This is a genomic window from Collinsella aerofaciens (assembly GCF_040926405.1).
Taxonomy (GTDB): Bacteria; Actinomycetota; Coriobacteriia; order Coriobacteriales; family Coriobacteriaceae; genus Collinsella.
Genome location: NZ_JBCOIG010000011.1, coordinates 36099 through 51159, shown reverse-complemented (window position 1 = coordinate 51159; position 15061 = coordinate 36099). Strand labels below are relative to the sequence as shown.

Sequence of the window (15061 nt, the reverse complement as noted above, 5' to 3'; positions counted from 1 at the left end):
AAATCAGTTGACGTCATCTTAATCGTAATTCCGTCACACGTATCCACCGTGTTGAATGATGGAAAGGGGATTCATGGGCAACGTGAACAACATGCCGTTTCTCTGGGGTTCCGCCACGGCGTCTTATCAGTGCGAGGGTGCCTGGAACGAAGACGGCAAAGGCCTCGGCGAGTGGGATTTCTTTAACCACACAAGCAATAAGAACATCAACCATGTTGACGGTGATGTATCTTGCGACTTCTACCATCGCTATGAAGAAGATATCCGCATGATGAAAGAAGGCGGACAAAACACCTATCGCTTCTCTCTTTCATGGAGTCGAATCATCCCCACGGGTATCGGCGAAGTGAATGAAAAGGGTATCGATTTTTATAATCGGGTCATTGATTGCTGCCTCGAAAATGGCATAGAGCCCAACGTTACGCTGTTCCATTACGATCTGCCATTCACGCTTGCTTGCAAAGGCGGATGGCTGAACAACGACATGGCAGAGTGGTTCTGCAAATACGCCAAGATTTGCTTTGAGCGCTTTGGAGACCGCGTCAAAATCTGGGCTACCGTTAACGAGCCGCATTTCTACAGCTACTGCGTAAACATGTTGGGCAACTATCCCCCCAATCGATCGCTCGACGTTCAGTCGTACATGCAGTTTCAGTACAACCTGATGCGCGCAAGCGCACTCGCAGTCCGAGCATATCGTCAAATGGGCTACGACGGCATCATCGGCGCCGTCCACGATGGCGGCGTTGTCGAACTCGACCCGGCAACCGAGCACCCCGATGACGTATTTCGATACGCAGACTTTTTCGCCAATCGCATGATTCTGGCACCAGCACTTCAGGGTCAACTGCCGCCAGAAATGGACGAAATCCTTGAAAAACTTGGCGTCTCGCTCTATCGATCCCCAAATGACGTAGAAGAATTCAGAGACGGTAAAGTCGATTTTATTGGACTCAACGTGTATTGCCGAGAGTATGTAACCGACTGGCACGGTGGAGAGCTTGCCGTTTCGGCGAACAATAAGGGCGGTTCGAGCAAAAAGGTCGAAGGAAAATGCATTGCACCCTTGTTTGAAAGCGCCCGCGACAGCAATGTTCCCCGCAATAAATGGGGCCGCGAAATACTCCCAAGTTGCATGTATTCAACCATCATGGATGTCCATGAGCGCTATGACGCGCCCCGCATCTTTATTACGGAAAACGGACATGGCGCCTATGAGCAACCAGACGCAGACGGAATGATCCACGATGATGACCGCATCGAGCTTCTGGGCCAGTTCATCGAGCACATGATGAGGGCTAAGCGCGACGGCGCACGCGTTGAGGGCTACTACCTTTGGTCGACGATGGATCTGTATAGCTGGATCAACGGCTACGAAAAACGATACGGACTTGTCCATATCGACTTCGAGAACAATCTGGAGCGCACCCCCAAAAAGAGCTGGTATTGGTACCGAGACCTTATCTCGAAGTATCAGGAGCAGGAAGGTTAGGAGAAAGAGATGAAATATCAGGCAATGTCCGAAACAGTCCTAAAGGCTGTTGGCGGCAAAGAGAACATTACATCGGTAACTCATTGTGCGACGCGCCTTCGCATCGACGCACGAGACACCTCGATCATCGATCTCCAGCTCGCCAAATCGGCCGACCAGGCGCTCGGGGCAGTAGTCAGCGGTGGCCAGCTTCAGGTGATCATCGGCCCCAACGTCACCGAGGCTTACAACGACTTCCTCGACTTCGCGGGAATCGAAGTCGGCGGAGGCGCGGTTGCCGACGATGCCCAAACCGCCAAGGATCTTGCAGAGGGTATCAAAAGCGGCAACACTGCCATGAGCCTAGTTGAGAAATTCGGAAATGTCTCCGCACAGGTATTCATGCCCATCGTCCCGGCGCTCATCGTTGGCGGACTCATTCTTTCGATCAAGAATCTCCTGGTCAATTATTGTGGATTGAGCACCGATAGCGGAACCGCCCAGGTTCTGCTGGCGATCTTCAGCGCCTCATTTAGCTTCCTGCCCGTTTACCTCGGCTATCAGCTCGCCGCCGTCATGAAGATGCAGCCTATCATGGGCGCACTGCTGGGCGCAATCATGATTAGCTCGTCTATTAGCGGTGCTGAGGGTCTCGACTTTCTTGGCATCCCCATCCCGACGAATGACTACTCGAGCACGGTGGTGCCAATCGTACTGGGCGTTGTGTTCATGTACTTTGTTGATCGCGGTCTTCAGAAAATCATCCCCGACATTACCAAACTGTTCTTGAAGCCGCTGCTCACCATGTTCATCGTCGTGCCTGTTGAGCTGATTATCCTCGGCCCCGCCGGCAGCATGATGGGCTACGCGCTGAGTGATGCCGCCACGTGGCTCATGGATAACGTGGCATTTATCGCTACTCCAATCCTTGCAGCCCTTAACCCCTTTTTTGTCATGCTCGGTCTTGATAAGGCCTACATCGCGATCGAAGTTACGAGCTTGGCGCAGCTCGGCTGGGCGCCCATCATCTTTGGCTTCATCTCAAACCTCTGCATTGGCGGCACGAGTCTCGCCTTGGCAACTGCAATGAAAGGCAACAAGGAGAAGAGAGGTATGGTCACCACGGTTGCCGTCACCGCACTTTGCGGCGTAACTGAGCCCGCATTTTACGGCTGCCTCATCGAGCGTCCCCGCCTGCTTGTCGGCACGGCAATCGGCGCCCTCTGCGCGGGACTCCCTGCAGGTATCTTCGTCCTGAAGGAGTATGTTGCGGGAGCATGCCCCGGTCTTCTTTCTGCGCTGATCTTTATCGCTCCCGATGGATCCATGGGCAACTTCGTACTGGCGTGCGTTGTCGCCGTCATCGCCATCGTCGTCTCGTTCATCGCTGCACGCGTGATTATCAAGAAGAATCCTAACTATATTGAGTAAATGCCCGCTGTTTGCATTGGGGACATCCTCGGCAGACCGTTAGCAAGAACCCAAGAAGTCCCTTAGGGGCTCGATTAATCCATTCGGATTCCTGAGGCACAAACGACCCCGATTCCACAATGAAATCGGGGTCGTTGTTTCTGAAGCCTTCGATAGACAATCGGTGTTTACCTTAGCTCCCTATCCAAGTTAATTATCCACGCTCGTTCTCCGGCCGGCAGATTTTCTTCTCTCGCGTGTCCAGAAATCCACGCTCGAGCAGGACGTCCAGGTCCGCACCCGCCCTTGTCTCGATCTGTAACAGCAAGAGGCCTATTCCGCTTCTACATGTTACAGATCAAGATATTCCTGAAACACCCTAAGTTTTATCTCAATCTGTAACAGTTAGATGCCAAATATCGGTCTTGGTGTTACAGATTTAGACAAACTGGAGGACGAGACAAACCAAAAACGGAATGGGCGCTAACCCGATGGCGCACCACCTAAATAGAAACGGGCCCTGTCCCACAAGGGAACAGAGCCCGAAACTCTCATGGAGCCAGTGACAGGAATCGAACCTGCAACCCACTGATTACAAATCAGTTGCGCTACCGTTGCGCCACACTGGCACACTTGGCACTTTCGCGCGAAGCCAGATAAGAATAAAGGAATTGCGGACGAGGCGCAACAGACCCTTTGACCGACCACATCTTAAAACTATTCGTCAGAACGAATAGTTTTAATTACAATGGAATAGATAAAACTATTCGTTCTGGCGAAGGGTTTCGCGATGTTGACCACGAAGGAAGCTGCAGAGCTACTCGACATCACCCCGCGCAGGGTGCAAGAGCTCATAAAAAACGGAGCACTTGAGGCACGCAAGGCTTCTGGTGTATGGCTCATCGACAAAGACAGCGTCAACGCACGACTCCGCTCCGTGACCAAAACGGGGGGACGCCCCCGTCGAGGCCATGGAAAAAGCGAGATTACGTTTACCCTCATGAACCGCACGCACGAAGTGGCCCAGCTGGTCTACAGCAGATCACGGAAAGACTTCACCCACATCGGCGCCGACGTCGATCGTGCCCACGCCCCTATTGGAGTTTTTGCTCCCAGCAAACCTGTATCGCTCGACTCCTTCCGCATCTGGTGGCGCGGCCGCGGTATCCCGCTCGCACGCATTGGGCTAGCCTCCCTGCTTGCAGAAGCCGCAGTCGATGTTCCCGATGAACTCGTACAGCGAAATCTTGGCCTCTCCTTATCCGACCAGTATTGGATTAGGCCCCAAGACTCCGGTCTCGCGTGGGAAGATATCAATTTCTTCAATAATGCTTTTGACGACGTCTCGCTAACCATTGCACCCTTCGCCCCGGAGGGTAAGGCAGCTGCCGCAAAGCCTGACAACACCTCGGACGGCAATCTTCAAAAGTACTGGACATGCGAGGGTGACCGTCGAATCCTCCACAAGGCAGGTGCACATCTAAACCAGGAACCTTATAACGAGCTGGTGGCGACTGCACTTCACCGTCGCATCCTAAACGGTTGCGATTATGTACCCTATTCGCTCGAAGGCGCGGGTACTTCCGCCTTGAGCACATGCAATGTCTTCTTAACTGACGAAGAAGAATATGTCCCTGCGTTCTATGTAAACCAGCATGCAAATGCAGACGAGCGACTAACCGATTACGAACGGTATGTAGCAAACAGCGAGGAGCTTGGAGCGACAGATATAAAAGACGCCCTTGACCGCATGATCGTATGCGATGACATCATTGCCAACTACGACCGTCATTGGCGCAACTTCGGCCTCGTGCGAAACGTCAACTCACTGGCCTGCAGACCAGCCCCCATCTTCGATTCGGGCTCATCACTCTGGTGCAACATATCACTAGAGGAGCTTAGGGCGGGAGAGCACAGTTTTACCAGCGCACAATTTCATTCAAGTCCCGCCAAACAAATGTTGCTCGTCGAGGACATGGGCTGGTTTGACGGCGACAAACTCGAGGGCTTTGTCGACGAGGCGATCGAGATTCTGTCTAAAAACGATGCCCTAGCAGCGAGACTGCCTTATCTAAAAGAGGCGCTAACGTGGCGCCTCGAAAGAATGATCGACATCGCTGAATGGAGTTAGCGAGGCAGCATTGCCCCGCCAACTTCCCTACCTCCCGCGAAGGGCCTTGAGCTTGGCCAGGGCATCGGGGCTCAGGCGGCTGCCCAGGGTCATCTTGATCTGCGGGGCTTCCTCGGCTTCGTGAACGTCGTTATCGATCTGTTTGATCTCGTCCACCAGCATGCGGCTCGAGATGCGCGTGACGCCCTTGCCCATGACGACGGCCTGGATTGTGCCGTCACTCGATACCACGGAGCACGCGCGGCCCTCCTCGCGTGCCTCGATGCAGAGCTTCTGCACCACGGTATCGGCAGAGACGCCCGTCGGCGAAAACTCGATGCGCACGCCGCGGGCCGGCAGGTTGGGGCGCTCGCTGGAGATATTGCCCGCGCCGTCGAACACGATCACGGCCTCGTAGCGGCCCTGGGCAAACGCCGCAACATCGTTGATGAGTGCGGTGCGCGCCATATCGTGGACGTCGCTGGAATACGGATCGTCGGAATGGTCGTAGACGAGCTTTTCGTAGCGCGGCGTGCAGTGGATCACGTTGTAGCCGTCGACCACCAGCAGCTCGGGCTTATTGGAATGCACCGTCGAGACTGGGTCGGCGATAGCCTGTGCAAACGCATTGCCGCCCACGCCATAGGTCGCGGCCGAAACAATCGGCTTGGCCGAGCCTTCGCCAAAGCGCTTGGCCTTGGACTTGGCACGGTTCTTCTTGGACATGCGTTACTCCTCCCCCATGAGCTCGCCTGCGTTGCGGCGCAGCCACTCAAAGCATAGCGCCGTCGTTGCCTGGGCAACATTGAGGCTCTCGGTCATGCCGCGCTGGGGAAGCTTGGTCAAAAAGTCGCATTTCTCGAGCACCAGGCGCGAGATGCCGTCGCCCTCAGAGCCCATGACGAGCGCAACGCGGCCCTCGAAGGGGGCGTCCCAGCAGCTGCCCTCGGCGTGCTCGGAGGCACCGCCCACCCAAAAGCCAGCGGCCTTGAGGTCATCGAGCGCACGGGCGATATTGGGAACCTGCGCGATGGGCAAATGCATGACGGCGCCGGCTGACGTCTTGTAGCTGCCCACGGTTACGCCAGCGGCACGCTTGTTGGCGATGATAACGCCCGCGGCGCCCACGACCTCGGCGGAGCGCACGATGGCGCCGAAGTTACCGTCGTCGGTCACGTGGTCGAGCACCACGACAAGCGCCGGACCGTCGCCCGCACGGTCGAGGATATCGGCGACATCGGCATAGGGGAAGTTGCCTACCTCGAGTGCGATGCCCTGGTGAGCGCCATGGCTCGACAGCGCATCGAGCTGTGCACGCGGCACGTACTTAATGCGGACACCCGCGGCATTGAGGTCATCGACCAGGCGCGACAGGGCGGCATCGCGCTCCCCGCCCTCGGCGATGAGCGCGCACTTGATGGGAAAACCGGTGCGTAGCGCCTCGGCGGCAGCACGACGGCCTTCGATAAACTCGCCCTTGGGGGCCTGAACAGCGCCGCGGTTGCGATCGCGCTGCGGACGAGCGGCCTGGGCGCGATCGCGCTGGCCCTTAGGAGCGGCAGCGCGATCATTGCGGCGAATCGGACGCGAGCTAGAAGCAGCCTGCTTGCCGCCACGAGGCGCACGCTTGCGATTGTCGGCCATAAAGCGACCTCCTAAATACAACTATCAATCGAAACAAAATAAACGACCGCCTATGAATATTAATTCGGGCGGTCGGTACGGGTTTTCCAAGTGCCCGAGATTGCCGTGAAAGAGGAGCGACGCGTACTTGAGTACGCGAGCGACGGTTTGAACGGCAAGGTCGGGTGCTTGGGAAACCCGCAGGGATTAGAGAGATTTGATACGGGTACCGGCGGCAGTATCCTCGATCGTGAGGCCCAGGTCCTTGAGCTGATCGCGGATGGCATCTGCCAGATCCCAGTTCTTGGCGGCACGAGCCTCGGCGCGGGCCTCGAGAATCTTGGCAGCGGCCTCGTCCACGTCGTCGCCCGTGTAGGCAACCAGGCCGGCGGCAACGCCGAGCAGACCCAGCGGCAGCTCGACCTTGGGCTCGGGAAGTTCAACGCCAAACGTATCGAGCAGCTCGGCCAGCGTATCGGCGGCAGCAAGCGCGGCGGCCTTGTCGGCAGCATCGCCCGCCTGCTCCAGATACTGGTTGCACTCGGTGACAAAGCCAAAGACGACGCCCATGGCACCGGCGGTGTTAAAGTCGTCGTCCATGCACTCCTTAAAGGCGGCACGAGTCTCGGCGGCCTTGGCGGCAAACGCCTCGGCGGCAGCCTCATCGGCGTTGGCCGTCGCGTGGTTCGCAGCCCAACGCAGGTTCTCGACCGTACCGGCGATACGTGTGAGCGAATTCTCGGCACCCTCCAGGCGCTCCCAGGAGAAGTCGAGCGGCGAGCGATAGCTCGTCTGCAGCATCAGCAAGCGCAGAGCCGCGGCAGAGTGCTGCTCGAGCACCTCGGCCAGCGTAAAGAAGTTACCGAGCGACTTGGACATCTTCTCGCCGTCTACCAGCAGCATGCCCGTGTGCATCCAGGTGTTGGAGAAACCCTGGTGCCAGGCGCAGGTGGCCTGGGCGCACTCGTTCTCGTGATGCGGGAAGGCCAAGTCGGAGCCGCCGCCGTGAATGTCGATCGGAGTGCCCAGATAGCGGTGCACCATGGCGGCGCACTCGGTGTGCCAACCAGGACGGCCCTCGCCCCAGGGGCTCGGCCAGCTGGGCTCGCCGGGCTTGGCGGCCTTCCACAGGGCAAAGTCGAGCGGGTCGTTCTTGTCCTCGTTCTCCTCGATGCGCGCACCCACCATGAGGTCGTCGATGTTGCGGCCCGAGACCTGGCCGTAGTTGGGATCGCTGCGCACGGCAAAGTACACATCGCCGTTATCGGCTGCGTAAGCGTGGCCCTGCTCGATAAGCGTCTTGATCATGGCGATCATGGGACCGATCTCTTTGGTGGCGCGGGGACGCACATCGGGATCGAGCACGTTGGCAGCGCGCATGACGCCGATGAACTTGTCGGAGAACTCCGTCGCAACCTCGGCAGCCGTACGGCCTTGCTCGTTGGCGCGCTTGATGATCTTGTCATCGACATCGGTGAGGTTCTGAGCGGACGTGACCTCGTAGCCGCTCGCGATGAGCCAGCGGCGAATCACGTCAAAGCTGATGAACGTGCGGGCGTTGCCGATGTGGATGTTGTCGTAGACCGTGGGGCCGCACACATACATGCGGACCTTACCGGGCTCGATGGGCTGGAACTCTTCCTTTTTATGGGTAGCGCTGTTGTAGATACGCATTCGTTACTCCTTAACGGTTTTCTGTAGCAGGCAGACGGCCCAGGCGCCAATTCCCTCGCCTTGGCCTTCCCAGCCGAGTTTTTCGGTCGTAGTGGCGGCGACGCCCACGTTTTCGACGTCAACGCCCAGGGCATGGGCCAGGTTGGCGCGCATGGCATCGCGGTGCGGGGTGATCTTGGGCTGCTGGCAGGCAATGGTGCAATCGGCATCGACAAACTCAAAGCCCAGCTCGCGCGCATAGTCCATCACACGGGCAAGCAGCACCATCGAGTCGGCGCCCTCATAGGCAGGATCGGTGTCGGGGAACAGCTTGCCGATGTCTCCCCCGCGGCAGGCGCCCAGAATGGCGTCGGCCAGCGCGTGCGCGAGCACATCGGCATCCGAGTGGCCCAGCAGACCGCGCTCGTAGGGAATGTCGACACCGCCGATAATACATCGACGCCCCTCCACCAGACGGTGAACATCGTAGCCGTGTCCAATGCGCAGGTTACTGAACATGGGGAAGGTCCTCTCCCTCGGCCATGCGGCCGAGCAGAATCGCGGTTACGGGACGCAGGTCCTCGGGCACCGTCACCTTAAGGTTATCGCGCGGGCTCTGGACGCAGCGGACACGCCCACCCATGCGCTCGACCAGCGACGAATCGTCCGTGCCGATAAAGCCCTCAGCAATCGCCGCGGCATGGGCGCGTTTCATGGCGTCGACACTAAAGATCTGCGGCGTCTGCGCGGCCCAGTACAGCTCGCGCGGCGGCGTCTCGACGATGTTGTCGCCGTCGACGATCTTGAGCGTGTCAATCGCGGGCTGACCGCACACGACACCGTCGAGGGCACGGTCGCTCACGAGCACGTCGATAGCGTGGTCGATGGCCTCGGTCGTAATGAGCGGACGAGCGCCATCGTGAATGGCAACGTATTCAAAGCCCGCCGGAACCGCACGCACACCGGCACGGGTGGAATCCTGGCGGGTCGCGCCGGCATCGGCAAAGCTGATGGGCGTGTCATAGTCAAACGGGTCGATGGCCAGGCGTCGCATCTCGGCACGACGCTCGGCAGGGCAAACCACGACGATGTGGCCGACCTTATCGCTACGGTCAAATGCGCGGATGGACCAGCTCATAAGCGGACGGCCCGCCACGTTAACGAGCTGCTTGCCACCGGGATTTCCAAAGCGCTGGCCGCTGCCGCCGGCAACGACCACGGCGCATACGGGCGCCATTATGCGTTCCCCTGTTTGGTGCCCTTCATGCGGTACAGCGAGTCCGCAAGAATAGCAGGGTTGTTGACGCCAAAGTCGCCCAGGCGCTCCGGATCCTCGCTGATGTCGTCCATGAGCTCCTGCAGCGAGCCGTACTCGTCGACGATTTTCTCGGCCACGCCGTCGCGCACGACGGACACGCGCGAAAGCGTGCGCAGGCCCAGCGGCGTCATGACAGAGTCCTCGTCCAGGTCGTCGTAACCCAGAACCGCCGCCACATGCTGTGGGTCGGACAGGTCCTTAGGCGTCATGCGAGCAAGCTCGGCGCGAATCTTCTCGGCGTTTGCCTCGGAGGAATCGCTCGCGTAGTCGCGAATCATCAGGTCGTACTCGGTATCCATGCTGGAGCCGGCGAGCTGCTCGAGCTGCATCTGCACGAGCTTGCCCTGGTTGCCCAGCTTGACGATGCAATCCTTAAGCTCGGTCTTTGCCTGCTGCATGATCTCGAAGCTCGAGAAAATACCGGTAATGTCGGCGAGCGTAACGTAGTCGTCGAGCTCGAGGGCCGTCAGGCGCAGCAGGGAGCGATCGAGCGACTGACGGGTGGTCTGGAGCGTGGCGACGAGCTGGTTGACCGAGCTCATGATAGTGGTGACGGGCTGGATCTCGTAGCTCTTGCCGTGAACGTACACGTTGACGACGGCACGACGGGCCGAGACCGAGATCACGATGGCATCGGTGAGCACCGACATGCGAGCGGCGGTGCGGTGACGCATGCCCGTCTCGCTCGTGGCAAGCGAGGGATCGGGATTGAGGTGGAAGTTGGCGCGCAGGATCTGGGTGAGGTCGCCGTCGATGACGATGGCGCCATCCATCTTGGAGAGCTCGAACAGACGGTTCGAGGTGAACGAAATGTTGAGCGGGAAGCCGTCGTTACCGGCGGCGAGCACGTTTTCAGTGTCGCCGACGCAGATAAGAGCACCCAGGTGACCGGCAATGATCATGTCGAGGGCGGTGCGGATCGGCTGACCAGGTGCCGTCAGGCGGATGGCCTGTTCCATACGCTTTTGCAGCTCGTTCTTATCCAAGGCATCGCTCCCATCGTATACGCTCCATAAACGCTAAATAGTTTCTCACGGTTTGTCCCCGCAACGCTTGCGAAATCCGATGCTTACAGAATGAGCGAACACCGCTTAGGTAGCTCATTTGGGACGGGGCTCTTTTAGCTGCTCATGTGGTAGCATCGGGTTTCATATAAATGAGGGAGTAGTCGTGTAATCGGGTTCGCCCGCAAAGAGGGAGCCAGACTATGGGACTCGCAGAGCTCATGTTGCTCGCCGTTGGCCTTTCGATGGACGCCTTTGCCGTTTCCATCTGCAAGGGTCTTGGCATGAAAAAGATCAACCTTAAAGTCACCGTGGTGCTCGGTCTGTTCTTTGGCGGGTTTCAGGCCGGCATGCCCGTGATCGGTTGGGCACTCGGCAGTCAATTCATGGGCATCATCGGACCCATCGACCATTGGATTGCCTTTATCCTTTTGGCCTTTATCGGCGGCAAGATGCTGTGGGAAGCCTTTACCGAAGACGAGGATGAGGATGAAGGCGACGGCAAGGATGCCGAAAAGATCGACCTGGGCGAGTACCTAATCCTTGCCATCGCCACCTCGATTGACGCGCTCGCCGTGGGCATCTCGTTTGCCGCGCTCTCGGTCGATATCGTTCCCGCTGTATCGCTTATCGGCGTCACAACGTTTATCTTCTCCGTCGCCGGCGTAGCGATCGGCCACACCTTTGGCGCGCGCTACGAAAAACCCGCCACCATCGTGGGTGGCGTCGTGCTCATCCTCATCGGGCTTAAGATCTTGCTTGAGCATCTGGGGATTCTCGCGATATAAAAAGCGCCTCTCATAAGCTCAACGTCAATGTAGAAGTCTCATGCAGAGTTTTGCATAATGCCTATTCGTGCAGACTTTTGCATGTCATACTGATATGCAAAAGTCTGCACGTTAGGAGATTGCCGTGGATACCCTTCCCATCACCACGCCGCGCCAAGCTGGCATCTACGTGCGCCAGGCACGCGACTCACAGGGAATCACCCGTGCGGCCCTCGCTAAAAAAGCCGGTGTTTCGGAGCGCCTGCTCGCATCGCTCGAGCTGGGAGATGCCACCGGCATTCGACTCGACAAGCTATTGGTGATCTTTAATGCTCTCGGACTGGCGCTCGCCGCTCAAGGGGATATCGTCAAAACGAATAACGAGCAATCAGCCAACGTTCCGCATGCCGATCTGCAAACTCGCAGCACCCCCAGACGCCATCGCGCTCAACGTCCCTCTCATAGCTACCGTTGCTGTGCCGCCATTCCGGTTCTTGCAGACGCCCCCTTTACGTCTGAACTCTACGACAAAGCCTTCGCCGATTTCGCCATGTCCAATCTCGGAGTCTCGATTGCCGCAAACGCATCTAACCAAACCAAGCCCGAAGGGAAATAGCCAATGGCCAGAACATCACTTCGGACCTTTATTTGCGGTGTACCTGCGGGAACGCTCACGCAAGATGAGAACGGTCTTATCAGCTTTACCTACGATCATGACTATGACGGGCCAGCCCTATCGACCAACATACCCGTATCGAATCGCACATACGGACAACAGGTCATGAATCCGTACCTGTTTGGCCTTCTACCCGACAGCGAAGACCAACGAAAAGCGATTGCCGCCGAATTCGACGTTAGGCCCAACAATCCCGTTGCGTTGCTCAGCCATATCGGACTCGACTGTCCGGGCGGAGTGCAGTTTTGTGCCGAAGAAGATGCCGACGCCGTCCTGCATCGCGTTGGCGAATACCGCCCTATAGACGACCACGAAATTGTTCTCCGTCTCAAGTCGATCAGAGATGACCGCGATGCATCGTGGATGGGTCTAGATGAAAGTTGGTCACTTGGAGGCAACCAGGGCAAGTTCGCGCTCGCGTTCATAAACGGCCGCTGGTGCGAATGCATGGGCTCCTCGCCCACGACGCATATTTTAAAAAATGGCGTTATCGGATTTAAACTCGAGGCTCTCAATGAGTTTGTCTGCATGAAAAGCGCCCAGCGCGCCGGTATCGCAACGGCAAACGTCGAATATCGAATGTTTGAGGACGAACCTGCCCTCATTGTTGAGCGCTATGACCGCGTGAAAGTCAAAGACGGAACGATCAGGCGTCTACATCAAGAAGACCTCTGTCAGGCCCTTGGAGTGATGCCCGCTCAAAAGTACACGGCAGACGGCGGCCCGACCGCACGCGATATTCAGGAACTCCTCGTCAATACGAGCCATCATCAACTTAACCTGTATCTGTTTACGCAGATACTTTTCTTTAACGCCATCATCGGCGCACCGGACGCGCATGCGAAGAACTATTCCCTGCTTCTTGGAAACGGCGGCACAGCTATGATGGCCCGTATGTATGACGTTGCATCTGGGCTGGCATACGAACGTATGCGGCGAAAAGCGCGCCTCGCCATGAGCGTTGGCGGCGAAAATCGTGTGGGGTGCATCGGTCCAGGCGCTATCCGCCGATACCACGGTATGGGCGACCCCGCGCTGGAGGCGGCACTCACCGATGCCGGGCTATCCGAGAAGTTTTGCTTTGCGACCATGATGGACCTCGCCTACGAGGTACCTATTTGCATGGAAGAGGTCATGGACGAATACGCCGACCTGCCCGGCATGGCGGACCTGCGCGAGCATATGCTCGGCCCCGTCTGCGAAAACTGTCAGCGCACCCTCGACCTCATCAAGGCGGATATGGGCTAGGTGTCCGTAATCTCCCATTACCCAAAAGAAGAGAGGGGGCACCCGTCACAAAAGCTCGGGTGCCCCCTCACGTAATGTCATTTGCAATCCACCAGCACGTGGCTCGGACTGCTGCTAGCGCAACCTTTACGCAGCGAGGCGCTTGAGCACGTCGATGAGCAGCTCGTAGAAGCGCTCAGCAGAAGCGAGTTCCATGCTCTCGTCCGGGGTATGGACATCGGAGAGCGTCGGGCCCACGGCGATGGCGTCCAGGCCGTGCAGGGCCTCGGCAAACAGGCCGCACTCAAGGCCGGCGTGAATGGACTCGATGCGCAGCTCGGAGCCAAAGAGCTCGCGATAGCTCTCGACAAAGATGTCGCGTACCGGCGAATGCTCGGCATAGCTCCAGCCGGGATACTCGAACTCGAACTTGGCGTCGAAGCCCAGGACATCGGCCAGCGTCTGCAGGCGGTCCTTGAACTCGTTCTGCAGCGAGGTAATCGAGGAGCGCGGGGACAGCATGATCTTGACCTCGTCGTCAGAAGTGGCAACCACACCGATGTTGGAGGAAACCTCGACGGAGCCGTCGGTGGCGACGTTGCGGCGAATCACGCCGTTAGGGGCAAGACGCAGGGCGCGGATGAGGGCAAGCGCGGACTTCTGATCCATGGCCTCGACCTCGGCGTCGTCGGCAATCTCGACGGTGCAGGTAAAGCCGGGGTCAAAGACCTCGAGCTCGGCAGTGACGTCGGCAATGATGCCCTTTGCGATCTGGGCCGCGGCCTCGGCGGCAGCGTGATCAGTGTAGACCAGCTCGGCCTTGCACTCACGGTTGATGGCGTTGTCCTTAGTGCCGCCGTTAAAGCTGACGATGGCGGGCTCGCCGGCGACCATCAGGCGGTCGATGATGCGGGCCATGATGAGGTTGCCGTTGCCGCGCTCCAGGTGGATGTCGGCACCGGAGTGACCACCCAGCAGGCCGGAGATCTCGAGCGTAAGGGTGCTGCCGGTCTTGTGCTCGCGCACGATCGGGCAGGCGTAGGTAACGACGACACCGCCGGCGCAGCTGACGGTGGCCACGCCCTCCTCCTCGGAATCGAGGTTGATCATGGTGCGGGCGCTAATCTGGGACTTGTCGAGCGTCTCGGCGCCAACCAGGCCAGTCTCCTCGTCGGTGGTGAACACGCACTCGAGGGCCGGATGAGCAATCGAATCGTCGTTGAGCACGGTGAGCATCAGAGCGACGGCGATACCGTTGTCGGCGCCCAGCGTGGTACCGTTAGCGGTGAGGACGCCATCCTTGACGACCAGGTCGATACCATCGGTCGTAAAGTCGTGCTCAACGGAGCCCAGCTTGTCGCACACCATGTCGATGTGGCCCTGCAGCATCACGGTCGGGGCATTCTCGGCGCCGGCAGATGCGGGCTTACGAATGATGACGTTGTAGACCTCGTCCTGATACACGTCGAGGCCGCGCTCCTTGGCAAACGCAACCAAAAAATCGCTGATGCCCTTCTCGTTGCCAGACCCACGGGGGATCGCGCTGATCTCCTCAAAGAAATGGAACAGCTGGGCGGGCTCGTAGCCAGTAATCTTGTAGTCCATGGTGCCTCCTTGGCGCAACTGGTTAGACAATAAGACATGCGCCTTGTATATTCCCAGACTTCGTTTGCATAAACCAGTCGAAAACGCCGAGCGCTCTCGCATCATCGGCTAACGGTGGACCGCATAGCGTAACGGTCACAACTTCGCAGCTCTACAAATCGAGGCGCCCTTGCCAGAGCGCCTCGATTGCACAGATC

Annotated in this window: 13 protein-coding genes and 1 tRNA gene; 6 read left to right on the top strand and 8 right to left on the bottom strand. The window is 58.2% G+C overall.

Annotation, left to right across the window (positions count from 1 at the left end; genetic code table 11):
* Positions 1–73: 73 nt before the first annotated feature.
* Both AB5758_RS05525 and AB5758_RS05520 read left to right on the top strand, forming a co-directional pair.
* Positions 74–1492 carry a glycoside hydrolase family 1 protein gene (locus AB5758_RS05525; protein WP_195625132.1) on the top strand — a complete coding sequence of 473 codons (1419 nt, stop codon included), beginning with the start codon at positions 74–76 and terminating at the stop codon, positions 1490–1492.
* Between the two features lie 9 nt (positions 1493–1501).
* Positions 1502–2902, top strand: coding sequence for a PTS transporter subunit EIIC (locus AB5758_RS05520; protein ID WP_368141384.1), 1401 nt, complete (start codon positions 1502–1504; stop codon positions 2900–2902).
* A gap of 533 nt (positions 2903–3435) precedes the next feature.
* Here the strand turns inward: AB5758_RS05520 and AB5758_RS05515 are convergent.
* A tRNA-Thr gene (locus AB5758_RS05515) sits at positions 3436–3510 on the bottom strand.
* A gap of 161 nt (positions 3511–3671) precedes the next feature.
* On the opposite strand from AB5758_RS05515, the gene AB5758_RS05510 reads away from it, so the two are divergent.
* Entirely contained in the window at positions 3672–5012 is a 1341-nt protein-coding gene (locus AB5758_RS05510) for a DNA-binding protein (RefSeq protein ID WP_346964766.1), read from the top strand.
* Between the two features lie 27 nt (positions 5013–5039).
* On the opposite strand, the gene AB5758_RS05505 is transcribed toward AB5758_RS05510, so the two are convergent.
* From AB5758_RS05505 to disA, 6 genes are all read right to left on the bottom strand, one after another.
* Positions 5040–5717: an NYN domain-containing protein gene (locus AB5758_RS05505; protein WP_006234978.1), complete on the bottom strand. Its 678-nt coding sequence runs from the start codon at positions 5715–5717 to the stop codon at positions 5040–5042.
* A gap of 3 nt (positions 5718–5720) precedes the next feature.
* Positions 5721–6635: a 23S rRNA (guanosine(2251)-2'-O)-methyltransferase RlmB gene (rlmB, locus tag AB5758_RS05500; RefSeq protein WP_238057645.1), complete on the bottom strand. Its 915-nt coding sequence runs from the start codon at positions 6633–6635 to the stop codon at positions 5721–5723.
* 186 nt (positions 6636–6821) lie between these two features.
* On the bottom strand, positions 6822–8288 hold the full coding sequence (cysS, locus tag AB5758_RS05495; protein WP_368141383.1) for a cysteine--tRNA ligase: 1467 nt from the start codon (positions 8286–8288) through the stop codon (positions 6822–6824).
* A gap of 3 nt (positions 8289–8291) precedes the next feature.
* Positions 8292–8786: a 2-C-methyl-D-erythritol 2,4-cyclodiphosphate synthase gene (ispF, locus tag AB5758_RS05490; RefSeq protein ID WP_006234975.1), complete on the bottom strand. Its 495-nt coding sequence runs from the start codon at positions 8784–8786 to the stop codon at positions 8292–8294.
* Entirely contained in the window at positions 8776–9504 is a 729-nt protein-coding gene (gene ispD / locus AB5758_RS05485; RefSeq protein WP_238057643.1) for a 2-C-methyl-D-erythritol 4-phosphate cytidylyltransferase, read from the bottom strand. The genes ispF and ispD overlap by 11 nt, the downstream gene beginning before the upstream one ends.
* The gene (gene disA, locus AB5758_RS05480) at positions 9504–10544 is read right to left on the bottom strand and encodes a DNA integrity scanning diadenylate cyclase DisA (RefSeq protein WP_006234973.1); all 1041 of its coding nucleotides are present in this window, start codon (positions 10542–10544) and stop codon (positions 9504–9506) included. The genes ispD and disA overlap by 1 nt, the downstream gene beginning before the upstream one ends.
* A 248-nt stretch (positions 10545–10792) precedes the next feature.
* Here disA and AB5758_RS05475 point away from each other — a divergent pair, with 248 nt between their 5' ends.
* The 3 genes from AB5758_RS05475 (at position 10793) to AB5758_RS05465 (ending at position 13280) form a co-directional block, all read left to right on the top strand.
* Entirely contained in the window at positions 10793–11377 is a 585-nt protein-coding gene (locus AB5758_RS05475) for a manganese efflux pump MntP (protein WP_346964767.1), read from the top strand.
* Between the two features lie 124 nt (positions 11378–11501).
* Complete coding sequence (locus AB5758_RS05470; protein ID WP_346964768.1) at positions 11502–11972, top strand: helix-turn-helix domain-containing protein; 471 nt, start codon at positions 11502–11504, stop codon at positions 11970–11972.
* A gap of 3 nt (positions 11973–11975) precedes the next feature.
* The gene (locus AB5758_RS05465) at positions 11976–13280 is read left to right on the top strand and encodes a type II toxin-antitoxin system HipA family toxin (RefSeq protein ID WP_368152480.1); all 1305 of its coding nucleotides are present in this window, start codon (positions 11976–11978) and stop codon (positions 13278–13280) included.
* Positions 13281–13406: 126 nt separating this feature from the next.
* Here the strand turns inward: AB5758_RS05465 and AB5758_RS05460 are convergent, their stop codons facing one another.
* Entirely contained in the window at positions 13407–14864 is a 1458-nt protein-coding gene (locus AB5758_RS05460; protein WP_368141538.1) for an aminoacyl-histidine dipeptidase, read from the bottom strand.
* Positions 14865–15061 lie beyond the last annotated feature (197 nt).

What these genes read in the sequence shown, in the direction of transcription:
- AB5758_RS05525 (WP_195625132.1), top strand. Translation starts at nt 74, where the DNA reads ATGGGCAACGTGAACAACATGCCGTTTCTCTGGGGTTCCGCCACGGCG.
- AB5758_RS05520 (WP_368141384.1), top strand. Translation starts at nt 1,502, where the DNA reads ATGAAATATCAGGCAATGTCCGAAACAGTCCTAAAGGCTGTTGGCGGC.
- AB5758_RS05510 (WP_346964766.1), top strand. Translation starts at nt 3,672, where the DNA reads ATGTTGACCACGAAGGAAGCTGCAGAGCTACTCGACATCACCCCGCGC.
- AB5758_RS05505 (WP_006234978.1), bottom strand. Translation starts at nt 5,717, where the DNA reads ATGTCCAAGAAGAACCGTGCCAAGTCCAAGGCCAAGCGCTTTGGCGAA.
- rlmB (WP_238057645.1), bottom strand. Translation starts at nt 6,635, where the DNA reads ATGGCCGACAATCGCAAGCGTGCGCCTCGTGGCGGCAAGCAGGCTGCT.
- cysS (WP_368141383.1), bottom strand. Translation starts at nt 8,288, where the DNA reads ATGCGTATCTACAACAGCGCTACCCATAAAAAGGAAGAGTTCCAGCCC.
- ispF (WP_006234975.1), bottom strand. Translation starts at nt 8,786, where the DNA reads ATGTTCAGTAACCTGCGCATTGGACACGGCTACGATGTTCACCGTCTG.
- ispD (WP_238057643.1), bottom strand. Translation starts at nt 9,504, where the DNA reads ATGGCGCCCGTATGCGCCGTGGTCGTTGCCGGCGGCAGCGGCCAGCGC.
- disA (WP_006234973.1), bottom strand. Translation starts at nt 10,544, where the DNA reads ATGGAACAGGCCATCCGCCTGACGGCACCTGGTCAGCCGATCCGCACC.
- AB5758_RS05475 (WP_346964767.1), top strand. Translation starts at nt 10,793, where the DNA reads ATGGGACTCGCAGAGCTCATGTTGCTCGCCGTTGGCCTTTCGATGGAC.
- AB5758_RS05465 (WP_368152480.1), top strand. Translation starts at nt 11,976, where the DNA reads ATGGCCAGAACATCACTTCGGACCTTTATTTGCGGTGTACCTGCGGGA.
- AB5758_RS05460 (WP_368141538.1), bottom strand. Translation starts at nt 14,864, where the DNA reads ATGGACTACAAGATTACTGGCTACGAGCCCGCCCAGCTGTTCCATTTC.